This window comes from Marinoscillum sp., from assembly GCF_965229915.1.
In the GTDB taxonomy this organism is placed as follows: domain Bacteria; phylum Bacteroidota; class Bacteroidia; order Cytophagales; family Cyclobacteriaceae; genus Marinoscillum.
This window is the reverse complement of sequence record NZ_CBDDJZ010000001.1, coordinates 1,706,433-1,731,402: the sequence shown is the minus strand read 5'-3', so window position 1 is coordinate 1,731,402 and position 24,970 is coordinate 1,706,433. Positions and strand designations below refer to the sequence as shown.

18 protein-coding genes are annotated in these 24,970 nt (G+C 42.8%); 6 read left to right on the top strand and 12 right to left on the bottom strand.

Going from position 1 to position 24,970, the window contains the following annotated elements; translation table 11 throughout:
* Nucleotides 1–141: 141 nt before the first annotated feature.
* From ACO067_RS07475 to ACO067_RS07460, 4 genes are all read left to right on the top strand, one after another.
* The gene (locus ACO067_RS07475; protein WP_421872583.1) at nucleotides 142–480 is read left to right on the top strand and encodes a PadR family transcriptional regulator; all 339 of its coding nucleotides are present in this window, start codon (nucleotides 142–144) and stop codon (nucleotides 478–480) included.
* Nucleotide 481: 1 nt separating this feature from the next.
* Nucleotides 482–3,061 (top strand): ABC transporter permease, encoded by a 2,580-nt coding sequence (locus ACO067_RS07470; protein WP_421872582.1) that lies wholly within the window; start codon nucleotides 482–484, stop codon nucleotides 3,059–3,061.
* Nucleotides 3,062–3,161: 100 nt separating this feature from the next.
* Nucleotides 3,162–5,816 carry an ABC transporter permease gene (locus ACO067_RS07465; protein ID WP_421872580.1) on the top strand — a complete coding sequence of 885 codons (2,655 nt, stop codon included), beginning with the start codon at nucleotides 3,162–3,164 and terminating at the stop codon, nucleotides 5,814–5,816.
* On the top strand, nucleotides 5,809–8,457 hold the full coding sequence (locus tag ACO067_RS07460; protein ID WP_421872578.1) for an ABC transporter permease: 2,649 nt from the start codon (nucleotides 5,809–5,811) through the stop codon (nucleotides 8,455–8,457). The genes ACO067_RS07465 and ACO067_RS07460 overlap by 8 nt, the downstream gene beginning before the upstream one ends.
* Before the next feature lie 48 nt (nucleotides 8,458–8,505).
* On the opposite strand, the gene ACO067_RS07455 is transcribed toward ACO067_RS07460, so the two are convergent.
* From ACO067_RS07455 to ACO067_RS07445, 3 genes are all read right to left on the bottom strand, one after another.
* Nucleotides 8,506–9,123, bottom strand: a complete 618-nt coding sequence (locus tag ACO067_RS07455; RefSeq protein WP_421872576.1) for a response regulator — start codon at nucleotides 9,121–9,123, stop codon at nucleotides 8,506–8,508.
* Entirely contained in the window at nucleotides 9,116–11,026 is a 1,911-nt protein-coding gene (locus ACO067_RS07450; protein WP_421872574.1) for a tetratricopeptide repeat protein, read from the bottom strand. The genes ACO067_RS07455 and ACO067_RS07450 overlap by 8 nt, the downstream gene beginning before the upstream one ends.
* Before the next feature lie 409 nt (nucleotides 11,027–11,435).
* Entirely contained in the window at nucleotides 11,436–12,182 is a 747-nt protein-coding gene (locus tag ACO067_RS07445) for an MBL fold metallo-hydrolase (protein WP_421872572.1), read from the bottom strand.
* Nucleotides 12,183–12,300: 118 nt separating this feature from the next.
* On the opposite strand from ACO067_RS07445, the gene ACO067_RS07440 reads away from it, so the two are divergent.
* Complete coding sequence (locus tag ACO067_RS07440; RefSeq protein ID WP_421872570.1) at nucleotides 12,301–13,269, top strand: DUF2268 domain-containing putative Zn-dependent protease; 969 nt, start codon at nucleotides 12,301–12,303, stop codon at nucleotides 13,267–13,269.
* 139 nt (nucleotides 13,270–13,408) lie between these two features.
* Here ACO067_RS07440 and ACO067_RS07435 read toward each other — a convergent pair whose 3' ends face one another.
* The gene (locus tag ACO067_RS07435) at nucleotides 13,409–15,289 is read right to left on the bottom strand and encodes a DUF3858 domain-containing protein (RefSeq protein ID WP_421872568.1); all 1,881 of its coding nucleotides are present in this window, start codon (nucleotides 15,287–15,289) and stop codon (nucleotides 13,409–13,411) included.
* 2 nt (nucleotides 15,290–15,291) lie between these two features.
* Nucleotides 15,292–17,277 (bottom strand): DUF3857 domain-containing protein, encoded by a 1,986-nt coding sequence (locus ACO067_RS07430; RefSeq protein ID WP_421872566.1) that lies wholly within the window; start codon nucleotides 17,275–17,277, stop codon nucleotides 15,292–15,294.
* A gap of 209 nt (nucleotides 17,278–17,486) precedes the next feature.
* Here ACO067_RS07430 and ACO067_RS07425 point away from each other — a divergent pair, with 209 nt between their 5' ends.
* On the top strand, nucleotides 17,487–18,218 hold the full coding sequence (locus ACO067_RS07425; RefSeq protein ID WP_421872564.1) for a hypothetical protein: 732 nt from the start codon (nucleotides 17,487–17,489) through the stop codon (nucleotides 18,216–18,218).
* A gap of 18 nt (nucleotides 18,219–18,236) precedes the next feature.
* Here ACO067_RS07425 and ACO067_RS07420 read toward each other — a convergent pair whose 3' ends face one another.
* The 7 genes from ACO067_RS07420 to radC form a co-directional block, all read right to left on the bottom strand.
* Nucleotides 18,237–18,692 carry a hypothetical protein gene (locus ACO067_RS07420; protein WP_421872562.1) on the bottom strand — a complete coding sequence of 152 codons (456 nt, stop codon included), beginning with the start codon at nucleotides 18,690–18,692 and terminating at the stop codon, nucleotides 18,237–18,239.
* A 121-nt stretch (nucleotides 18,693–18,813) separates the two neighbouring features.
* Nucleotides 18,814–20,373 (bottom strand): ribonuclease Y, encoded by a 1,560-nt coding sequence (gene rny / locus ACO067_RS07415; protein WP_421872560.1) that lies wholly within the window; start codon nucleotides 20,371–20,373, stop codon nucleotides 18,814–18,816.
* A 68-nt stretch (nucleotides 20,374–20,441) separates the two neighbouring features.
* Nucleotides 20,442–20,726: a cell division protein ZapA gene (locus ACO067_RS07410; RefSeq protein WP_421872559.1), complete on the bottom strand. Its 285-nt coding sequence runs from the start codon at nucleotides 20,724–20,726 to the stop codon at nucleotides 20,442–20,444.
* Nucleotides 20,727–20,735: 9 nt separating this feature from the next.
* Complete coding sequence (locus tag ACO067_RS07405) at nucleotides 20,736–21,035, bottom strand: hypothetical protein (protein WP_421872557.1); 300 nt, start codon at nucleotides 21,033–21,035, stop codon at nucleotides 20,736–20,738.
* Nucleotides 21,035–23,440, bottom strand: coding sequence for a phenylalanine--tRNA ligase subunit beta (pheT, locus tag ACO067_RS07400; RefSeq protein ID WP_421872555.1), 2,406 nt, complete (start codon nucleotides 23,438–23,440; stop codon nucleotides 21,035–21,037). Before pheT ends, ACO067_RS07405 begins: the two co-directional genes overlap by 1 nt.
* Nucleotides 23,441–23,633: 193 nt before the next feature.
* The gene (locus ACO067_RS07395) at nucleotides 23,634–24,245 is read right to left on the bottom strand and encodes a DUF1684 domain-containing protein (RefSeq protein WP_421872552.1); all 612 of its coding nucleotides are present in this window, start codon (nucleotides 24,243–24,245) and stop codon (nucleotides 23,634–23,636) included.
* 1 nt (nucleotide 24,246) lies between these two features.
* Nucleotides 24,247–24,951: a RadC family protein gene (gene radC / locus ACO067_RS07390; RefSeq protein ID WP_421872551.1), complete on the bottom strand. Its 705-nt coding sequence runs from the start codon at nucleotides 24,949–24,951 to the stop codon at nucleotides 24,247–24,249.
* Nucleotides 24,952–24,970 lie beyond the last annotated feature (19 nt).

Below are 24,970 nucleotides of genomic sequence, written 5' to 3'. Positions count from 1 at the left end.
GTTTTTACTAAACATTTTTCGCTGGTTCTGTCATCCGGACTATGTGGAGGATATCCCGTAATAAACCAAATTACCAAAACTACAATTAGGAAATAACCGTATGAGTATCTATAATTGCAATACTGCAATTAGGAAAAAACTATGGGAAAGTTTCAACTTGGAGAATTTGAAGAGGTAGTAATGCTCACCGTTGGCGTGCTATATGGGAATGCCTACGGAGTATCTATCAAAAAAGAAATAGAAGAGCGCCAGGGTAGGAAAGTTAGTGTGGGGGCACTCCAATCTGCCCTAAAACGGCTGGAAGATAAAGGCTATCTCACGTCTTACGAAGGGGAGAGTACAAGCGAAAGAGGTGGTAGGCCCAAGCGCTATTTCAATATCACTACTCTAGGAAAAAATGCCATAGAGGAGACACGTAAAATGCGAAATCAGCTATATGATGCTATCCCTAAGCCGGCTTTAGATGTGAAAATTGGGTGAGATGCGAGCACAACCACCTAAAATACCGCTCCGTTTGCTACGCTGGTTCTGCCGGCCAGATTTACTCAAATACATTGAGGGAGATCTGATCGAGCTATTCGAAGAGAACATGGAGCAGAAAGGTGAAAAAAAGGCTCGCCTTCTTTTTGCATGGGAGGTGGTCAAACTATTCCGTCCTGGAATTATCAAAAGCAAAAGATCGATTACTCAAATAAATCAATGGACTATGTTTCGAAATCACTTGAAAATGGCCTTTAGAGTGTTCAGAAAAGAGAAGTTTTTCACTGGAGTGAATGTCATTGGCTTAGCCTGCGGTATATGGTGCGCACTGCTCACATACTATTGGTGCATGGATGAGTACAGTTATGATAGATTTCATGAAAAGGGAGACCACCTGTATCGAATCATGATGAACCTTGATTTGAATGGAGAAAACTATACCGATGAAGGTACTGTGTACCCTTTGGGAGACATACTATTGGAGGATTTTCCAGAAGTCAAGAGTCGAGTGCGCTATTCAGTGGATGAACCGATCGCTGTAACGCTCAATGGCCAGTTATCCGAGCAGTCCTTTGCATCTGCAGATCCTAATTTTTTCGAAATGTTTAGCATTCCATTGCTGGAAGGAGATGCTCAGAACTGCTTACAGGATAAGCCCAATATTGTCATTTCTAAAAAGTTAGCTGATGCTTATTTCAAGGAAGAGTCTCCTGTTGGGCAACACATTTCCTTACATTATGAATCTTACAATCTCGAATTTCTGGTTTCTGGAGTGTTCGAAGATTTTCCTCAGCAGTCTTCAATTCGTTTTGATATGCTGATCCCCATAGAGAACCTGGAGGCATTATATGGTGAGGATATGAACGACTGGGGTAATACCTGGTTTGTCACTTATATAGAACTCGAAGATCAGACGGACATTGGTCAGTTTCAGCAAAAGATCGAGAAGTTACCTACTGCTAAAGCAGACATGAAATGGTATGATCTGACACTTCAGAAATTCGGCGATCAGCACCTGTATGATCGCTTTGAAAATGGTGTTCAGGCAGGAGGAAGAATTGACACTTTAATTCTTTTCATGATCATTTCAGGCTTCACTTTACTTATAGCCTGTTTTAATTATGTGAATATCACCACGGCCAGAGCTATCAAGCGAGATAGGGAGGTGGGCATACGCAAGACTATCGGAGCAACACGCCCTCTTTTGATAGGTCAGTTTTTGACAGAGTCGGGTTTGATCGTGTTGGTGGCAATGGTGATCGGAGTGATCGGAGCGTGGGTTTCGTTACCATCTTTCAATGCTATTACAGGCAAATCTGTCTCTATAGATTTGACTGACAGGTACTTTTATGTGCTGTTGCTTGGCATATTTCTAGTGACTTTAGTCATTTCGGGAGTGTATCCTTCGGTCTCGCTATCTCGAGCGAATAAACTTTTTGCACTGAGTTCATTGACAGATAACAAGCGCTCTTCATTTATTAGGAAAGGACTCGTAGCATTGCAGTTCAGCATCTCCATCATGATCATAGGGGGAACAGTAATCATCTATCAGCAGCTTTCTTATATTTCGTCGAAAGATCTGGGATTACAAAAGGAGAATATTCTATTTCTGGAACTTGATCAGCAGTCCAGGCCTAAGTACAAAGAGATCAGAGATCTACTGGATCAGAGCACCGCCGTATCGACTACAGGTGTTTCAAGTCATAATTTTATAGGTCCGCTTGGGTATACAGGAGATGTCAACTGGCGATTGAAAACAGAGGGGTCAGAGCATTTTATTGGCATACAAAACGTAGAGCCTGGTATGCTTGAGTTATTAGCTATACAATTAAAAAGTGGGTCCTTTTTCTCCTCTGATTTACACCCTGACTCTACTCGATTTATCATCAATGAATCTGCGGCAGAGCTTTTTGGTTTTGAAGACCCCATTGGGGAGACCTTGTCGTTTTGGGGCAAGAAAGGCACGATCATAGGGGTGACCAGAGACTTTCACTTCTCCACCCTTCATGAAAAGATCAACCCATTGGTCATTCGCAATGTGACCGAGCCCAATTATATATTTGTGAAAGCTCAGGCTGGTAAGACCAATGAAGTGGTTGATTTAATAGATCAAGTACACACTGAGTTTAGTCAACTACCAGTCAATATGCATTTTCTGGATCGTGAGATTAATGCAAAATATGCTGACGAGCGAACCATGCAAAAACTTGCCTACACTTTTGCTGTGCTGGCATTAATCATCTGCGCTTTAGGCTTGATTGGTTTGGTGTCTTACAGTATTGATAGAAGGACCAAAGAAATAGCTGTTCGCAAAGTCTTAGGCGCTAGTTTGATCAATCTGGGGCAGCTGCTATTCAAAGAGTATCTATGGTTGATGAATATTGCTGCAGCAATAGGAGTTCCTGTATTTCTCAAGTGGTCAGGTGATTGGTTAGAAAGCTACCCTTACAGAATCGAAGTATCACCCGTAACCATCCTTTTATCTATAGCTAGCTTGTTCATTTTGGCACTCCTTATCATTGGGACATATATGCGAAAAGTACAAGCTAATAATCCTGCAGACTTGCTAAGAGATGAATAATCTGAATTTCAAATTCAGCCCTTTGACGTTTTCAATCCCACCCTTTAGGGAGGCCCGGCTTAGGGGTGGGGTAAAGAGCCAGACATAAGATTATTTATTTATGAAAACACCACCCAAAATACCGCTTCGATTCTTGCGATGGTTCTGCCGACCCGAATTGTTGAAATACATCGAGGGGGATCTCATCGAGCTCTATGAAGAGCAACTGTCAACCAAGAAGGTTTTGGTGGCACAGTTTTATTTCACCCTTGAAGTGTTGAAATTATTCAAACCGGCCATCATCAAATCTCGATTGTTGCAAATAAACACATTGGGTCTAATAAGGCATCACGCCACCATGACCCGCCGGGTCTTGAGAAAAGATTTAATGTATTCTACTATCAATATTTTTGGGTTGGCTCTTGGGATTGCTTCTTTTCTCGCGATCTATCAATTCTTCATTTATGAAAGCAGTTTTGATGGATTTCATCAAAATAAGGATCGTATCTATCGAGTTACAGCTGACTTCTCTATTGATGGGAGTGAAAGGCGATTTCTAGCTGCTACTCCACCACGTCTTGCTCCTTATGTTTCGGAGCTCCTGCCTGAGATCAAGTCCTACAGTCGGTATGATGATTATGCTTCTGCAGGTCATGGGGACCTGACACTTTCTATCGGCAAAAAGAAGTTTCGTGAGTCTAGAGTAGGCTTTGTCAACCCATCTTTTTTTGAAATATTCTCTTTTCCACTACTAAGTGGCAATGAAAAGACTTGTTTGAGTGAGCTGAGAACAATGGTTTTGACCGAATCCACTGCACAGAAGTATTTCGGAGATCAAGACCCGCTTGGACAGCAAATCTCGGTAGACGGAGCTGGCGAACTATATACAATCACCGGAGTGATTGCTGATCCGCCTCAAAACTCCCACATTCAATTCGATGTGCTGATAAGCTACCAAACACTCAACTGGTGGTATGAAGGGGAGGCAGAAAACCACTGGACCAATCATGAATTCTATTCCTACCTCTTATTGACCCAAGGGGCCGACCCAATAGGAGTGGAAGAGAAGCTAAACGAGCTCTATTTGAAGGAGCGTGGAGTGTATAATGCATCTAAAAAATTTGACATGCATTTCAATTTACAACCTGTTCAGCAGATTCATTTCGATCCAATCTATGAGAAAGAATTGGTCACAGCACAGACAGTTAATCCAACCATAATAAAGGTTATCTTTTACATTGGGTGGTTCATTTTGGCCATTGCCTGGATCAATTATGTCAATCTATCTATGGCTAGAACATTTCGCAGAACAGCAGAAATGGGGGTTCGCAAGACATTAGGTGCCAATCAGAGCCAGTTGGCTGGATTGTTTTTCTTCGAAACACTTGCCGTGCATGTGTCGGCGTTACTACTGGCGGGAGGAGGTTTACTGATACTGGCTCCTTATTTGCAGCGTCTGATTGGCTTTCAAATGAACTGGCTTACCATTAGCTCAATGCTGAGTGATTGGAGATTGATGTTAGGGGTTTTGGTTGCCTCTTCAATTATTGGAATCTATCCAGTCCTACTACTCAATAAGATTAGGTCAAGTCATGGGCTTGGATCGGCACGCATTGGTTTAGGTTCTAAAAGTTGGCTTTATCGCGGATTGGTCGTTTTTCAGTTTTCTGTTTCAGTTGCTTTAATCATTGGAGCCATTGGTATTCATGACCAACTGCAGCTGATGAGACGGTCCGATGGTGGATTTGATAAGAACAATAAACTGGTTATTCGAGGACCCAATCAAGTGGATGAGGATTCCGATTCGATTTTTCAAATCAAGCACAAAGGATTCATTGATGAAATCTCTAGAGAGGCGTACGTCCGATCTGTGACCACAGCAAACAAGATTCCTGGGGAGGCGGCGGTAGATCCTGGAGTTGTTCGACTTAAGGGTAATGAAAATGCCGAAGGCCAGACCATAGATATACTGAGTGTAGGTCTGGATTATTTCAAAACTTTGGGCATCAAGCTTCAGTCAGGGCACACTTTCAGAAGGAGCTCTGATATCGATGGCTCAGTCATTCTTAATGAGTCTGCAGCCAGGTTATTCGGTTTTCAGCAGGTCGATTCCATTATCGGCAAAACGTTGGTTCTTGATTACAAATACGAACTGCCTGTAATTGGAATTGTAGATGATTACAATCACCTATCCTCTCGTTATTCTGTAGAGCCCTTGATTTTTTACTGTGACATGGAGTATATCCACTACTATGTCATAGACTATGAAGGTCATCCTGGTCCTCTTTTGGATAAGTCCGAACGCTTGCTTGCTGGGATGTTTCCTAGAGATCCATTTGAGTTTTTCTTTTTGGATGATCGCTACAATCGTCAGTACCAGAATGATGAAAAGCTAGGGAAAACAATTGTTCTATTCTCTGGAATGGCTATCCTCATTGCCTGTCTGGGACTGATCGGACTGGCGTCTCACAACACGCTCCGCCGTATGAAAGAGATTGGTATACGGAAAACTTTTGGAGCAGGCTTGTCCAATATCATGATTTTGCTCAATCAGGAAACAGCCTGGCTCTTACTTCTTGCAAACGGTATTACCTGGCCGATTATGTATCATTTGATGTCGAGGTACTTAGATGATTATGCAACTAGAATTACACTAACCCCAGGGCTCTTTGTGGTGGCTGGCCTGGTGGTGGCTGGTATCGCATTGATTTCCATTGCTTATGTGACCTTCAAAGCCGCATTGGCCAACCCTGTAGATGTGTTGAGAGATGAATAACCCACCCAAAATACCGCTACGATTCTTGCGATGGTTCTGCCGACCCGAATTGTTGAAATACATCGAGGGTGATCTCATCGAGCTCTATGAAGAAAATACTCAAACCAGGGGCCAGCACAGAGCCAATTGGCTTTTTGCATGGGAAGTGATCAAGCTTTTCAGGCCCGGGATTGTCGGATTTGATCAATCAATTACTCAAATAACTCAATGGACTATGTTTAAGAACTATTTAAAAGTAGGGATGCGGAATATCCTGAAGTACAAGACCTTCTCGTTTATCAATGTCTTCGGATTGGCTGTAGCCATGTCTGTGGCTATGCTCATCATATTGATGATTGCGGAGCAGGCTGAGATGGACCAGTTCAATCCCAATGCTGATCGGGTGGTCCGGGTAGTGACTCAGACCCCAAATGGAGGAAATGCCAATGCATCAACACCCGGACCAATTGCCGAAGAACTGAGAAACTATGCCAATGTAGAGCGGGTAACACAGCTGGTAAAGAGCCTTGGAGGTGATGTCATTACAGAAAGTAAATCCGTAGAGGTCAGAGGTTTTTTTGCGGATGAGCATTTTTTCGATGTAATGGGGTTAAAGCTTACTCAAGGTGCGGAAGCTACGGCACTTTTGGAGCCCAGAAGTATGGTGATTAGTCAAGCGACTGCCGAGAAGCTTTTTCCTTTGGGAGACCCTATAGGTCAATCAATACAATTCTCTGAAAGAGGTCTGGAAGGAATTCAAATTGATTTGGGGATGGAAAGCAGTGCAGAAGCCACTGACTGGGGCTCCTTTATCATTACTGGGGTATTGGATATGAAGCAATACTCCACACACCTTCAATTTGATGCCCTTGTTTCTATTTCTACTGCAGGTCAAATTCCGATGATTGCCGATCGACTCAGCAAGTGGGACAACCATTCTTCGGCATATACCTATGTGATGCTAAGGCCTGATGTGGCACCGGCTGGGTTAAACCTCGCCTTAAAGCAGATTGAAGAGACAAAAGGAGTCCAGCTAGGAGATCGAACTTTTTATACTCAGACACTGTCAGACGTGCGTTTAGGTGAGTTTCTTGGAAACCCAATTTCACTGCAATTACCTATAGAGGCTTATTACATCTTGTCAATTCTGGCGCTGATTGTTATGATATCGGCGGGACTCAATTATACCAATTTGTCAGTGGCCAGAGCACTTACTCGAGCCAAAGAAATAGGTGTAAGAAAAGTAAACGGAGCAAACAGGTCTGATGTCTTTATGCAATTCATGGTGGAGTCTGTATTGATTGCATGTATTTCCCTGGTGTTAGCCAATCTCTTGCTTTTTTTAATAAAACCACTGTTTCTCAATCTTTGGGTTACCAGACAGCTTCACCTCGACTTGCAGTTCAATGCTTCCATATTTGGTATGTTCTTCGGGTTTTCTGTAGTGATTGGGCTGATAGCTGGCCTTTATCCATCCACGGTTTTGTCACGATTTACACCTGTTAGGATTATCAAAGGAGTAATGCCAGGTGGGAATAATCGGATGGGCCTCAGAGCTATTTTGAATGTAGCTCAACTTGTTTTTTCACTCTTATTTATAGTTACGACCATATCGATAGTTCGCCAGTTTGATCATTATGTAAAGCATGATTATGGCATGAACACTGAAAATATTGTAAATATTCCTCTTTTAGGAAATGATTATAAAATCCTGATGAACTCCATGGCTGAAGTCCCGGGTGTGGCTGGCGTATCGGCTTGTCATATGATTCCGGCAATGCCTAATAGCTATGGTACAGTCTACTCCAAAAATGGCACCGCGAATGAAGACTGGTTTAAAGCTGAATTGATGAGTTTACACCCTTATCTATTGACCAATCTGGGTCTTGATGTTATTGCCGGGATGAATCACAACAGCCGCACAGCAGGAACTAACCAATTGGTAGTGAATGAATATGCAGTGAAAATCATGGGGTTTGATAGTCCGAATGATGCCATCAGTCAGACGATATATTTGCGCGACACCACCTGGCATATAATCGGTGTTGTTGAGGACTTTAAGTTCCAGTCATTGGTGATGGGTGAAGGAGACAAGTCGCTTCTGGTACGTTTTGACCCCAGTCTGTTTAACTATATCAACGTGCGAATTGATTCGGCGGAGCCACTTGAAACCATTGCTGAATTGGAGCAAAAATGGAAAGAGATTGATCCGGTTCATGCAATGCAGGCACATTTCTATGATGAATCACTCGCCAGGTCAAATCAATGGATGGGTGATCTGGCTGCAGTGATTGGCTTCATTGCTTTTCTGGCTATTGTGATTTCTTGTCTTGGGTTGCTGGGTATGACCGTTTATAGCACGGAGAGACGAGTGAAGGAAATTGGTATCCGAAAGGTATTAGGAGCTGGCTTAGGTCAGCTGATCCTCTTGCTTGGAAGGTCTTTTTTGATCATGATTGGTGTGGCCATTATCATCGCTGCACCTTTGAGTTTTTTCGTCAATCGCTTGTGGATAGTCAACATCCCCAACCAGGTGAATTTTGGATGGGGTACGGTTCTTTTGGGCACTGCACTGTTACTGTTGTTAGCCACAGTGACTATTTTCTCACAGGTTTTCAGGGTATCAAAAACCAACCCCGTAGAGTCTTTGAAGTATGAATAGATAAGAGCACAAACTTATCCTAAATACCCAAAATAGCGTGACGGTTTTCTACTGCCACATTGACAGACTGTTCGCTTGCTTGGGTATTTTCAGTTTATTGATGATGTTACTTCGGTGTTTTTCTACTGTTCTCTCGGAGATGTGTAGCATTTCACCAATGGAATGTGAGTCCATTGGCTCGGCTATCAGTTTCAAGATTTTCAGTTCGGATGGGGATAGGTTGAGCAGCTTGTTGGTAATGGCGTTAGATCCGCTCAGCTCCTCCTTTACCGAAGGGCTATAGTAGAACTGATCGTTGTACACTTTTTCCAGGCAGTTGTAAATTTCGGTTGTGGTATCTTCTTTTAGTAGATAGCCACTGATGTTCAGTGCTTTAGCTCTGGAGATAAACTCATACTCTTTGTGATAAGAGAGAATGACTATCCGCGTATTCAGGTTTCTCTTCTTACATTCCTCGGCCACAGACAAACCGCTTAGATACGGCATTTCTATATCTAAAATGGCTATTTCTGGCTTGTTTTGGATGATTGCCTCCAGCGCTGAAGTGCCATTGGAAGCGGCGGTGATCTTTTTAAACTTATAGTGCTTCAGTGTGTCATACAGACCTTGCAACAGGAGTGGATGATCGTCTGCAATGACCAGTGATAATTGTGTGGGGTCAAACATGCTGGGTCGGTTTTGTCACCTGCAAAATAACACTGGTTCCTTTGTCTTTGGTTGAATCGATCAGGATTTTGCCACCAAGGAGTTGGGTCCTTTCCCGCAGGGTTTTCATCCCCAGGCCCTGAAGCGAGCTTACATCCTGAGTCAGATCAAAACCAACACCATAATCAACGATTGATAAGCGGATGTAGGTTGGTTTATTCTCGATTTTAAGCAGTGCCGATTTGGTGTTGGAATGTTTGACCAGGTTATTCATTGCTTCCTGAAACACCCGATATATTTGGAGTTCACGTTCTTTGCTGAAGATATTGTCGATAGACTCAATTTCCTCACTAAAGAAAATGTCAGAGTTTTCATCCACTTCCTGAATCTGTTTCTGGATGCTGGCAGTCAATCCTAACTTGTCGAGTGTGGCAGGATGTAATGCTTTGGATATGGATCGTACTTCCTCCAGGGCTTTAGAGACCATTTCAGTGGTGGTCTCATCCTGATTGAGGGAAACCTTGTTCTTGATGAGAATGAGACTTTGACCTACCGAGTCGTGCAAGTCTTGAGAGATGCGTTTTCGCTCATCTTCATGAGCAATTAGTAAGTGCTGAGCAAAAGCCTCTTCCATTTGCCTGGACTTGACAGCAAACCGATACGACCTAAAAAAATAGATCCCAGCAAAGATCAACACTAAGCCAACTGCCAGAAACCATGTGAGGCTAGTTTTGAATCTATTGGATGCCTGAGCCAGTTTTAACTCGCCTTCCTGCTGCGCGATGGTGACATCCTTTCTATTGGTTTCATAGATCGTTTGGAGCTGCTGAATCTGACGGGATTTTTCTTCATCCAGAATAGAGTCTTTTACGGCAATGAATTGTTGCAGATAGTGGTAACCTTTCTCATAGTCTCCTGTTTTGACATATGCCTTGGCCAGTCTTTCCAGCACTCGTTGTTTTACTTGAGTATTTGGATGTTTCCTCAAAAAATCCATTGCTCTCAGCCCGGCTTTGATAGCTTCCGGATAGTCTTCATTGTCCTGATAGATCTTTTGATAGTTTCCATAGGTATAGGAAAGGGAGAAAGGGTTGTCTCCTAGTTCCAGTTTCATTGCCAATGACTTATCCAGGTACTCTTTTGCTTTGTCGAACCGACCTTGTTCGGAAAACATAAGTGAAATATTGCCATAGAGAATCGCTACACCAATTTGATCATTCTGGGCTTTCAGTATCTCCATTGATTTTTCGGAATAGGCGATCCCTTTTTGCAAATCACCTTTCTTTTGGTAGAGCAATCCCAGATTTAAGTAGTCATTCCCGATGTAGAGTGAATCGTCCAGCTGCAGATTCATCTCTAGTGATTTGGTCATATAGATCTCGGCATTTTCATAATCTTTAAGTGACCAGTAGAGGTATCCGAGGTTTCCGCTAACCATGGCTATGCCAACGGAGTCTCCAGTTTGGTGTCGTATCTCCAGGGATTTGATGTAGCAGTCGATTGCTTTGGGCATATTGAATAGCGACCGGTGCACTCGCCCCAGGAAGTTCCAGCAATGTGACTGTAGTCGAAGATCGTTTGCTTTTTCGGCTATCTGAAGGGCTTTTTTGAAGTTAGTTAGCGCACTATCATAGGAGCTTTTTTCCTGATGATAGTAGCCAATGTTGTTTAAGCTATTGACTATTCCCTTGGTGTATGCGATCATTTCGCTCAGCTCCAGCGCCTTGCGTGAATAGGTAATTGCTGAGTCGAGAGAGAGTCGCTCAAACTCGTCACAGATATCATTGAGTAAATCAGCTTTATTGGTGCCACTGACCGTATCCAGTGCCAACTTTAGCTGTTTGATTTTTTCATCTTCTGGTGGAGTCTGTGCCGCAAGTGCTACACGTGTCAGGCAGAGAAATACAGCCAGTAGTCCGAGCATCTTCATCCGCATTTGGGATGTATAGAAAAAATTACTTGACTTTGGTAATATGGGCATAGGTGGATGAGTGTCTCGGCGGTTGCGAATGAAAATTACCGAGTTTTTCACCAATTCACATGGATTCAGATGGTTTTACGTAGCAACTCGTAGTAAAATACGTGGCGCCTCGTATTGTAGCACTGGTATTTTGTAGGCTCTTTTGCAGGGACTGGTAGTCGCAATGTTCCTTATTCTTTTGTTAGTGGTTTCAAACAATACAAAAGTTGTAACAGTGGCTATGAGTCATATAGGCGGTTCTAACCAGCGTGTGTGAATGTATGTTTTTTCAACTGCTTGGTTGAAGAGATCTTAGGCTTTGTTGTTGACAGTTATCTAGGGCTTTATGAAACTGTTTTCGGCAAGGCCTTTTTTATTCGGCATACCATTCTCTTAACCTTACGTCAATCGAGGCATCACCTTCATTAACGATTTTCTTAAATTGCTCGGTATCCGCCAGGCCGCCTTGTCCGCGGTAGTGGAATGGATAAACGATACCGGGTTTGAACTCCAATACTGCACTTGCAGCCTGATTGATGTCCATGGTGTAGGGGAGGTTCATGCAGACAAAAGCTACATCGATTCCTTCCAATGCTCGCATTTCAGCTATGTCTTCTGTATCACCAGAGATATAAATCTTCTTTTCTCCCAGATCGATAATGTAGCCATTACCTCTTCCTTTGGGGTGACGAGAATCCTCTGTTTCAGGCAAGTTGTACATCGGGATAGCTGAAATCGAAATGTCATTTACTTTTCGAGCTTCTCCATTGGCCAAAGTGAAGAGGTTCTTTTGAAATGATTCAGGTAGTTGTTCTTTTACAGCCTGAGGAACAATAAACTTTGCTTTTTCGGTATTGAGCGCTTCCAGTGTTTTCACGTTCAGATGATCTCCGTGAATGTCGGTGATCAAGATCATGGACGGATCCTTTTGTCCTTCATATTTATCGGCTCCATAAGGATCTACATAGATGACTTCACCATTCCACTCCAGGATGAGCGACCCATGCCCGATTGGTTGGATTTTAATGTCAGTATGTTTGGCGGGTATCATGTCACTAGCTGGTTGCGCTTGAGCATAGAGTGTGTATGTGATCAGTACTATTGATAAGAAGGTCTTCATAAGTTGTTATTTTGGTTAGTAGAACCAGTGACTTACCTAAAGGTTTGGGATGACAGGCAATGCACATTTGGATTTTACTGTTCAATATCCGTAATTAATCCTCTCAAAGCTATTTCCTGTGAATACTCTTCGGGCAATTATTGGTTTCGGTTTTTTGGTGATACTCGTCGCTTGTGGTGATGAGGAACAGGTCGTCGCCCCAAAAGAGCCGAAGTTCTTTACGAGCGACATAGAGTTGTTCTGGGAGGTGTATGAAGCTTCTGATGATCTTTCTGCCACCAATTTTCAGCAACTTTACATTGATCGCGGGACTAAGGGGCTGAAGGATTATGCACAGCAAAAAGATCTCGCACCTACTTTAAAGACCAATTTGTCCAAAGAGTCATACACTTTGTATTATGATGCAGTAAAGAAGAATACATTAGACATGTCTTTGACCATTTCGGTTTCCCGGCACGCGTTTTTGGATCTCGCAGAAATCTATCCTTCAACCACATTTCACAACGTTTATTTCCTTATCGGCGGAATGACGGCTGGAGGTCGAGTGTCTGACAGTGGCTTGCTGATTGCTGTGGAGATGTTTGCCAAAGATGATCAAACACCTACTGAAGGGTTAGGTGTTTGGCTGCAGTCTGTGACCAGGGAAAAAGAGTATCTACCTTCCGTTGTGGTGCATGAGTTTGTGCATATGCAACAGCGCTTTACCTCCACTAATTCTGAATATGTGACCACACTGGAGCAATCTATCAGGGAGGGTATGGCTGATTTTGTATCTTATTACATGCTGGGCGACCAACCATTTATGAACGAACACTTGCATACCTATGGGAATGAGATAGAGGAAGAATTGTGGAAGGAATTTGAGCTGGAAATGAATGCAAACTTCCGGTCGACCGAATGGCTGTACTCTGGAGGAAACACATCTGAAGGCCATCCAGCAGATATGGGTTATTATGTGGGATTTAAAATTCTGGAAGCTTACAGCGCTACCTTCCCGAGTGTAGAAGACGCGATCCATGCCATGCTGGAAAATAAGAATTATGTAGAAATCTTCGAGCGGAGCAAATATGGTGAGCAGTTTGACTAATAGGTTACCATAGTAGCGATGCGCTAATCAAAAATGGCAAATTCACCTGGAGAGATTCTGTGATCATCTAAAAAACAAAACCCTGACATCCATGAGTTGGTGGATCGTCAGGGTTTTGTTAATCAATAGTTTTTACCAATCAGGTTTTATCAAGCATTACTATCTTCTGACGGTCACTTTTTTGAACAGCTCTAATAAATTCTCTAAAGTCCGCGTATTCCGCAGTGCTATAACTACCCTGATTCAGCTGAAATTGTCGAATGAGCTCAATTCCATCTTCAGAAGCATTTACCTTTAAATCGAAAGTGCCAAATTTCGTACTCGTTTGAGTGTCTTTTGGTAGATTCTCAGGGGCCAGTTTGGCAGGTAGTTTGATAAAAACGGTGTCTGTTTGTGTGAATGGATACTTTATTACCAGATCTCTGGTGCGCTCATTGTTTTTTACATCCATCCAAGTCAGGTTCGTGAAACGGAACGGGGATAGAAACATTCGGTTAGAACTAACCGAAGCAAAATTATCAATGACTAGTTCTACGTCCATTTGTCCCTTGGGTATAATCTCGGAGGTTGGTTTGGTAAGGTTAAGTGATGCCACTGTGACCGAACCCCAACTGTGGTTGTCGTAGAACCATTTGGTTTGTTCATCTTCAGACGCATGAATTGCCGCAGAGAATCGATTGTTTCCAATTTCAAGGCCAGCATATTTTCTGGATAATGCTACCGTCGCCTGGCCATCTTCTTTTATATCAATTGTCGTGATCGTTTGTTGTTCATTTTCTTTGGCTCCATATCTTTTGGTTCTTATAAGCGTACCACCGTTTTCAGTAACCATCAGAGCGTTCCGGTCACTGGTGAAAGTCCCCAGGTAGCCAAATGGATTGGTTTGAGAAGTACACTCCAGCCACACAGTATCCTTGGCAGTAGGAACCGTTACAATCACATGGTTAAATACCCTGGCCGGGAAATCACTAAACGGCTCGCGTTTGGATGGTCCGGCATTGATCAGCGTATAATATGCTTGAATGCCGACTGCCTCCAGTAAGGACTTGGTATAAAAAGAAAGTGCTTTACAATCTCCGTATTTCTTTTCATGAACAAACTGAGAGTCAAAAGGCTTCCAACCACCTATACCAAGCTGAATGCTCACATATCGGGTATTGTTCTGAACGTATTCATACACAATTCGCATTTTGTCCAATTCAGATGCTTCCTCAGGAATCATAGCTTTGACCTCTTCAATTACTGATTCGGATAAGGTATTCTGATCTTTCATCAGTTCATATTGCCACTTACCAAGGTTTTCCCAGGATGACATGTTTCCCTGTAAATTGTCCATCACAAAATCATTTGGAGCGGTATACAACATTGGTGTGTAATGATAGTATTGAGGAGAGTAGTTTTCATACTCAAATGGCTTTAGACCATTGATCTCCCAGGTAAATGTGCCATCATTGGTTATCGATGGTTCAGACATGCCGATAGCTTTGTATCTAAAGGGAATGTTTTTGCTAATAATCTTTAGCCGTGCACTGACAACTGCCTGATGTTCATCTGATTGAGGAACCCACGTTGGGTAGAATAACGATCCATTATGTTCTAACTCGTAGGTCACCTCAATCAAATAAGGCGTTTGTGCCAATGGCTTGAGGTACTTGGATCGATTGTCAGAGGCCAGGTTGCTGCCTTTCTCGCTAAAATCTCTAAAATCTTTCAGCTTATACCTTTCAATCTCTTCGCCACCGACTGTTGATATAATCACTTCCGCATTAGAGATAGAAGTAAACTCGTCATAGCCAAGTGTGACAATGTTGCGATCTGAAGCTTTACTGTTGACTATGACCGCTTGATAGTGGTGTAATTCACGTGTTTTCCCAATATCCAGTATTTCGAATTCAGTCTCATCAATGAGCACTATCTCATTCGAGTTTCGCTTGATGGAATCTGGCACCTGCTCAAGAATGGTTTGGGCCCATCCTGTCGTCGCACTTAGCAGAAAGAATATAAGTATGCAATACCTCATGGTTAGATGGCTTTCAGGACGATCATTTCAGTGTTCTTCTTCACCACCAAGTCATAGAATTGTTTCAATGATGCATATTCATCTGGACTAAACATTGTTTGGTTTAGATCAAATTTGGAAACCAGGCTTATGGTATTGCCCATCTGTGAAGCGTTGTAAGTAAATCGTCCGCCCTTGTTGGGTAAAGCCACAATGGACGGTTCTGGAAGTTCCGCTGTGTAGCCTTCTGGAATAGTGATCCTCACTATTACTGATTTGCTCAAGGGATAGGCAAAATCTACTATCGATTGCCGTGTTTCTCTTTTGAAAGGGTTCGATTTAATGATGCCCATTTGAAGGGGTTGTAGGTAGATAATATCTTCCAGATCACCTGGCTTATTCACGGTAAAGCTCACCTTCACATCAGCAGATTCACTGTCAAAACTTAGATCGTTGATCTCTGCGTCCACAAAATTTGCTGCAAGTGATTCAATGTATTTCGACTCATCCTCAGAGTCATATCCTCCTTTTTCTTGTTCAGCTGCATATCCTGAGTATTTGACCACATGCGCTGATTGAATGTCTTCTTCGTTTAGATTGATCGTGATCATGGTGGTGGTTTCGTGCTGTGCCTGCTGTTTCAGGTTGATCCATTGTCCTCCATCTTCAGAAGCCATCCATCCGTTACCATTCAGGCACCTTTGTGGAAGTATACCAAAGGCAGATTTAGCGGATGCATCCAATAGTATTGTTCCAGTGGAAAGCTCCACAGCGGCTATTACGTAGTTAAACTCCTCATAATTAGGATAAATAGGGTGTGGAAGACCATGGCCTCTTGTGCTGAGAATTACAGGATTGGCTGTGAATCCGGCTTCTCTGAGGATGGCTAACAGAGTCAAATTAATAGCTGCTACACTACCAGTACCATCGTTGTAAGCCTTTCTGCCAGCATCAGAGCTGGTGAAACCATAGCTGCCATTATGTGTGAAATGGTCTTTAACGTGGTGGTAAAGTGCAATAGCCAGACTGTCACCTGTGACGTTCATGTTAGCGATCAGGTCCTTTGAAAAATTTCCCTTCTTCAGTACCACACCAAATGAACCCCAGTCCATGATCGTCTCATTAAACTGATCGTAATTTCCAGCTATCGGCTTGAGCGCTTGACCTGGCATTTGTATAGACATCAGCTGAAACTCCAGTCTGGTTGGTACATCTGGTTTATTACTCATATAGGGTTCGTCCTGCATAGAGGGAACGTTTTCTACTACATAAGTTGTCAACTTACTGGAAGACTCAATGCTCCCAGTTTTACGCTGATTAGAGCCATTTACTTGTTCAGTTTTATAAGAATAAGTGAATGATTCGGATATACCAGACTCATCTATTTCCAGTGGTACGTAGGTGCCTACCTGGCTGGGTGTATAATTGAAGAATTGAGGGATTTTGGTGGTAAACTGCGAGTAGGCAACAGGGATGTCATCTTGAAAATGCCAGCTATATAGGTTGCTGATGAAATCAGATATAAGTGTGTATTTGTACTCAATGACTGATCCTTCCTTCACCTCAGGAAGGGCAAAGGTTATGTCACTTCGGTATTCACTAATTCTGGTCTTGTACTCTTCTGAATTGGAAAGCTTGGTCTTATTGACTTTTCCATCTTCCAGGTTATAGGTAAAGGCTTTCAGGTTCATGATCAGCTCTTTGTCTGAGCTGTTTTCTGGATCATAGATACTGATGGAGATATTAGCTATATCCTTATCCAGTTTATTAAATACTTTGATGCGCTTGACAATTTCCAGACGGTACTGCCAGGAGTTTTTTACATCATTGTATTCAAACCAAAGGTCACCGGTATGACTCAAAACCATAGAGTTGGCTTCAGGTTCGAACGCACATTCTGTTAATTGTAATTCCTCTTCAGATACTTTGCCGAACTTATAATTGGTTTGGGCATAAGAAATGAGGGTCACCATGACAAGCATGGTAGCAAAGGTTGGTTTGTTAATCATTACAGTTAAGTTAAGTCAGCCTTAAATAAATAAAATGTTCAGTAGATAGCGGCACTTTCTTTCGACAAAATTGGGCAATTACAGGATTACTTGACAGGGCACGTTTGCCGTTATTGGCAGTTCATTCCATCAGATTTCATCGAATGAGGTAAAATATAAAGTCATTAAATTCTCAATTTGAGTAGCTTTAGCAGGTTCAATTTTCAATTATGGAATCCCACAAGAGACTATATACAGAGAAACAAATTAGTATTTCAGCTGTAATTGCAGGGCCAATTGCTCCCGGCATACTGATTTACAAGAACTTGCATCGGCTCAATAAGGAGAAGCAGGCCTACATTTCGATTGCAGCAACTTTGATATTCACCGTTTTATTGGTCTACGGCTTGTTAGCGATACCAGACGAGGTTTTTGACAAAGTACCATCGCAACTTGCTCCATCATTAATAGGCATCATTTTTTGGGTTTTGTATCACTATGTTCTTGCTGATTCAGTTAAAAAGGAGTTTGATCTGGGGTGTCAAAAAGAATCTAATTGGAGAGTGGCAGGAGTTACTTTAATTGGAATGATCATTTATCTCGCAATAGCTTTGGGTGTTGGGTTTACCCTACCGCCTTTTCCTGGAGAAAAGATCACTTTCAAAGGGAATGATGTTTATTTTGATGAGCATACATCGGAGGCAGATGTTGAGAAGTTAGCAAATCTACTTTTCGACATGGAATACTTTTCGGAGGATTATCCGAACGTGGTAAGGTTGGAAACCAAGGCCTCCGAATATGTGGTCATACTTCCAATAGGCAAGGATTTCTGGACTAACGAAGAGATAACTAGTGAATTAACCAGTCTCAAATGGTTTTTAGAATTGGAGTTTGCCAAAAAGGTAACGCTCACTTTGGAAGATTATCAACTAAATGGGAAACGGATCACCAAGAGTATTTAGGACCAACTTAAGATCAAATCACTCAATCAAATCATCCGGGTCCTGATCAAATGGGCCAACACCAGGCGGATTAAATAATCCCCAGCGATCGATGATGTAATCCCACTGGTCAAAACCAGCTACCCAATCAATGAATAGTAACCTGAATTCTTCGATCTGATCTCTTACAAGTTGGTAATAGGACGTCTCCTTGAATCCAAACGCTTCCAGTGAGTGATTGTGCAGCATCAGGTCTTTAGCGGATTTTCGGATGATGGCCGCTGCCTCCATTTTGATGTCAAAAAGTCCAGCGGCTTCAGCTCCAGCTATTTTAGCGCTAAGCACTCCAGCATCAGCCAGCATGAATTGCTTGGTACTCATCAAACGTTCATTGTCTTCAGGAATTAGATTGGCTATTTGTTGGACTAACTCATAAATCTCTTCAGCCTTCTTGTAGATTGGCAGCTGCATGTATTGATTGAAATCTTCTTCCAATAGTTGAACGGTTTGTTGATTATACAGACTCAATTTCTGCAAGATCATCTAAAAAACAAAACCCTGACATGCGCTAGCCAGCGGATCGTCAGGGTCTATCTATTTCAAAAGAAACTAAATTTTACTTCGCAAAAGCTACCGCTCTGGTTTCACGGATCACCGTTACCTTGATCTGACCAGGGTACTGCATGTCTTTCTCTATTTTTTGAGAGATGTTGAATGACAGCTCACCAGCACGTTGGTCAGTCACATTTTCAGCATCCACCATCACGCGCAGCTCACGTCCTGCCTGTATCGCATAGCACTTGTTTACCCCTTCAAAGCTCAAAGCCACATCTTCCAGTTCTTTCAGACGCTTCAGGTATTGCTCCATGATCTCACGTCTGGCCCCAGGTCTACTACCAGAGATGGCATCACAGGCCTGCACAATTGGGGAGATCATTGACGTCATCTCGATCTCATCGTGGTGAGCGCCTATGGCGTTACATACCTCTGCATTTTCCTTATACTTCTGAGCCAACTCCATACCAATGATAGCGTGTGGCTTCTCCGGCTCGTCTGGCCATACCTTTCCAATATCGTGTAATAATCCAGCACGTTTAGCCAGTTTCGGATTAAGTCCCAGCTCCGATGCAAGTGTGGAGCAGAGTTTGGCTACCTCACGGGAGTGTTGCAGTAAGTTCTGTCCATAAGATGATCGGAATCTCATTCGACCGACCAGCTTGATCAGCTCTGGATGTAAGCCGTGGATACCCAAATCGATGACGGTGCGTTCACCTATCTCCACGATTTCCTCTTCAATGTTTTTGGTAGTCTTAGCTACGATCTCCTCGATACGAGCTGGGTGGATCCTACCATCTTGAACTAGTCGATGAAGAGACAGTCTGGCGATCTCTCTGCGCACCGGATCAAATCCGGAGATGATGATCGCTTCTGGCGTGTCATCTACGATGATCTCTACTCCTGTAGAAGCTTCCAGCGCTCGGATGTTGCGTCCTTCCCGACCAATAATTTTTCCTTTGATATCGTCACTTTCTATGTTGAAGACTGACACACAGTTTTCGATGGCGTGCTCAGTAGCTGTACGCTGTATAGTTTGGAGAACGATTTTCTTCGCTTCTTTGGTTGCGGACATTTGAGCCTGCTCCATGATCTCTTTGATATGTGCCGATGCATCCGTACGGGCTTCATCTTTCAGCGTTTCGATCAGCTGTGCTTTGGCCTCATCAGCAGAGAGGTTGGACGCTTTTTCCAGAATGGTCACCTGTTGACTTTTCAGTTTTTCAAACTCTTCCTTACGCTTTCTTACAATCTCGAGCTGGGCCTGAAGGTTCTCTTTGTGAGACTCCAGTTCAGCCTCTGCACGTTTGTTTTGCTCGATCTGCTTGGAGAGGTTGGACTCTCGTTGTTTGAGCTTGTTTTCGTTGGAAATGATCTGATTTTTCTTGCGGTTGCTTTCTTCCTCAAACTCTGATTTCATCTTGAGGAATTTCTCTTTTGCCTCCAGGATTCTATCCTTCTTGATACTTTCTCCTGTTACTTCCGCTTCTTTGATGATGAGCTTTTTCTGCTCCTCCGCTTCCTTCAATTTCTTGTCAACCGACCGTTTGAGTAATATCCGGTCAATCGCAAAACCGATAGCAATTCCTGCCAGAGCGATTACTATATATAATATATCCATTGGTGTTGAGTATGTATTTATACATACACGGTGCCGGATAAGTATGTGGTGGCTTACTAATGAGCTATTTAAATAGCATTAGTTATCAATTGGCTAATGTTACGTATTTGGTCGAGCGCTATTTCGTCGCTTGACTCAATAGTCTCCTCTTTTTTCATTTTATCGACCAGGCAATCAAAGGCTACCATGGCAAGGAGGTCCTGGTTATCATCTATCCCAAACTGATCTCTATAAGCTTTGATCTTTTCATTGACCAGCTTACCAGCTTTTCTGATACCTTCTTCGTCCTCCGCTTTCACCTTCATGGGGTACTCCCGGTTCGCTATTTTTAGCTTTATTGATAATTCTGTCATTTCGGTTTGTTAAGCTTCACCCAAATGAGCAATGCATTTATTTATCTCCTTAATATAGCCGTCAATCACATCCTTCAACTCTTCCGAATCGTTTTCGCCGACTACCATGCTTTCTACAATTTTACTAATTTTCGTTTGATTTTGAAAGCTCGAAATTCGGGTGTTTTGATCCTCAATCTGAGCTTTTAAATGCTGGTTTTCAGTCCGGCATTTGTCAAAATCATCTTTCAATTGGGCATAGTCACTAAGAAGAAGTTTGACTTTTCTCTCCAGATTGTTCAATTCCGTTCTTAGTGTCTCGTTTTTCATTATTTTCTGATGATTGCCCCTGCTTCGTTTTCAAATGTACGGATCAAGCCATTCATTACTTTATCAATGACTTTATCGGTCAATGTCTTTGTGGTATCCTGAAGATAGAAGCTAAGTGCATAGGACTTTTTACCTGCTTCGAGGTTCTCACCTTCATACACGCTGAAGACATTTATTCTAGTTAATAATTTTTTCTCAGACTTAAAAGCTAAATCACGAATCTCATTGTAACTCACCTGTTTATCCAGCACCAAAGACAAATCTCTACGTACCTCCGGATACTTGGAAATCTCGTTGAATTCGGATTCCAGACGCGTTGCTTTTAGCAAGTCTTTCCACAAAAACTCTGCATAGAATACTTCCTGCCTGATCTCGAAATACTTTGTGATTTTAGTTTTTAGCTTACCTAGCTTACCAACGACTTTATTGTTGAATTTGATACATAAACCATAATCAAACAATTCGTCATCACATGGTTCAGTGGTGAAGTTGGCTATGCGTAAATGATGTAGTACTGCAAAACCCGCCCTGGACAGGTCAAAGAAATCTACCTTTTTCGATTCTGAAAGCCAGCTTTCCTCGTGCTTGTTCCCGGTGATGTAAAGTCCCAGGATTTCTTCTTCCTTATATTTTTCATTCTTGATTTGGTAGGTCTTACCGAATTCAAAAAACTTGAGATTCGGAATTCTCCTATTGATATTATGTCTAACTGATTCTAGTCCTGTGTACACAGGGCTTGTCTTCATGTAGCCAAGCTCTTCGCTGGACTTGTTGAGGATTTCTACCGGTGTGCCACCAAGCTGCAATACTTCATAGTATTTTGGATTAGTCAGAGAGTTGGTCTGAATTTCTGACATGCCTGAGCCTGCGAGAAACAGGGAAAGGCTTTCCTGAATCTTATAAGGCTCCTTCTCATCAAATGATGCCAGGTATCCCGCAGAGAATGTTTCCTCCAAAGGAATATTATTAAATCCATAAATACGAAGCACCTCTTCTACCAGGTCTGCTTCTCGCGTGACTTCACTTCTGAATGGCGCAACAACTGCCGTGAAGGTAGTGTCATTCACATCAATGGTTTCGATATCCAGGTCATTGAGAATTTCAAGAATTCGCTCATTGGTTAGTTCTACACCGATCAGCCGATGGAAATTATTGAATGATGTCTGGATTTGTACGGGTTCTACCTTTTTCGGATAAATATCCGTGTACTCAGATGCGAGATACCCACCTGCTATTTCCAGGATCAAGTCAATTGCCATGTGAAGGGCTGGAATAGTCATCTCCGGATCAGTACCACGTTCATAGCGGAAAGACGCATCCGTAGACAATCCATGTCTCATGGCTGTTGCTCGTACTGAGTCAGCTGAGAAATAGGCACTTTCCAGGAAGATACTAGTCGTTCCATCTTTGATTCCCGAATCAATCCCGCCAAAGACACCGGCGATGCACATCCCGTCTTTTTCATCACAAATCATGAGATCATCCTGATGAAGTTCTCTTTCTTCTTCATCCAGGGTGGTGAATTTGGTGCCAGCCGTGAGATTCTTGACGATCACCTTACCCCCTTTGATCTGGTCTGCATCAAATGCGTGCATGGGTTGGCCCAGGCTCATCATCACATAATTGGTGATGTCCACTATGTTGTTGATCGGGGAGAGTCCAATGGCACGGAGTCTCCACTGCAACCAGTCCGGTGAAGGACCTACTTTGATTCCCCTTATAGTTGCTCCAGAGTATCTAGGGCATGATGCTGTATTTTCAACAACCACTTCAATTGGCTTGTTGATCTTTGCTTTATTAGCCGTGGGATTTGGAACATTAAGAGGTCGCCTGTAAAAAGCTTTCAGATCCCGGGCTACTCCAAAGTGTCCTGTGGCATCACCACGGTTTGGGGTCAACCCAATTTCAAACACATGGTCAGAGCCAGTTTCGAACAATTCTTTGACTGGAGTGCCAACCGGCTTATTCGTATCTAGAATTAATAGACCTGCATGACTTTGACCAACACCAATTTCATCTTCCGCACATAGCATCCCTTCAGAAACTTCTCCTCTGATTTTTGCCTTTTTGATTTGAAATGGTTCCCCTTCAGTTGGGTAGATTGTGGTTCCGACAGGTGCCACAATGACTTTCTGACCCTGAGCTACGTTGGGAGCTCCACAAACAATAGGGAGTAGTTCACCAAGACCAGCATCCACTTTGGTTAGCTTGAGTTTGTCAGCATTTGGATGAGCCACGCATTCCACAATCTCCCCAACCACTAAATCAGCCAATCCGCCTTTGATCTTCTCCACATAGGAGATTCCCTCTACTTCTAGCCCTGTCTGGGTTAGTGCATCACCTATTTCTTCTGGTGATTCTTGTATATTGATGTAATCCTTCAGCCAATTGTAGGAAATCTTCATCCTGCTACTCCGTTCTTTTTCTTACTTTAAATCTGTTTCTCAGTGCTTACATTGATGGTTGTGCATCTTCTGCTCAACTCTCAAATTATCAATAAGTTTTACTGCATCTGAGCAATCGACAAAAATAGGAAAGCCGAGGTTAATGAAGGCTGATATTGCCAGCAAAATTGTGTTAAGAGTTTGTAGCTTTCAATTAGTGCGGATAATCCTTTTCTCCGGCTTCTATCTTTACTGGAAGTATGTTTTCAGAAGGAGGTAGGGGGCAAGTATAGTCTTTGACGTAAGCACAGTAAGGGTTGTAGGCCAGGTTAAAGTCAATCTCGATGTTGTCCGACTTGCCAATGTCAAGATCTAAATATCGCCCACCACCATAAGAGGAACTGCCACTGGTGTCATCCGCGAAAGCGGTGAAATAAGTATTTGGGAGTGCTCCAAATCCAGAGGGTTTAAGAATTAAAAGGCGCATCTGCTGGCCGTCTATTTGAAATACAGCATAGGCAAACTTGGAGTAGGTGGTAGTAGTCCCGTCGCTGTTTTGAATAGCCATCCGCGTGGGTGACTGGATACGCTCCAGATTGGCTCTGACCTTGTATTTGGTGTCAATCGGAAAGTAGGCTAATGGTTGATACTTTTCAGCTGATTGCTGAAAAGGGGATTGCTCGGAGTTCTTAAGGTAGCGGACCCGTTCTGCCCTTACATCAGCTACTTTCTGTGTATATGCTGCGTTTCCGCTTTCTGAGTTGAGTGAGTAGTAAATAATGGCCAATAGCCCAGCAATGGCTATCAGGTAGATTAATTTTTTCATGTCACATCATGGATTCGTCTGAATAGCTAAAATATCCATGATCAGTGAAGATGATGTGATCATACACGGGAATTTCCATCATTTCTCCCAGATTCTTGAGTTTTTTGGTTAGACGGTTGTCGGACTCACTAGGCTTTAAGTTTCCTGAGGGGTGGTTGTGAACGAGAATCATGCCGCTTGCCAATACATCTAAGCCTTTTTTGAATATAATCTTGGGGTCCACCATGGTTCCTGACACTCCTCCAGCACTGACTTGTGCTTTTTTAATCACCTGATTGTTTCTTTTGAGGAGTATGATCCAGAACTCTTCGTGTTGTAAGTCAGTAAGTTCTGGCTTCATCAGTTCATAGGCATCTCCCGAGCAGGTAATTCTGGGTTGTTTTACGGGCTCAGTATCTTTCCTTCGCCTTCCGAGCTCCAGTGCGCTTACGATTGATATGGCTTTAGCTTCACCAATGCCTTTGAACTTACAGAGATCAGTGACACTCATTTTGGCTAGTGAGTGTAAGTCATTATTGACGGAGCTGAGAATTTGTTTTGCGAGATCTACAGCACTAAGCGTTTTGGTGCCTGAGCCTAGCAGGATGCCGATTAGCTCAGCGTCCGATAAGCTTGCTTTGCCTTTGAGTAAAAGTTTTTCTCTAGGTCGATCTTCTTCAGCCCATTGAGTGATCGATAGGTAGGTATTGTTGGCGGTTTTTTCCATTATCTGTCAATCTTACAGG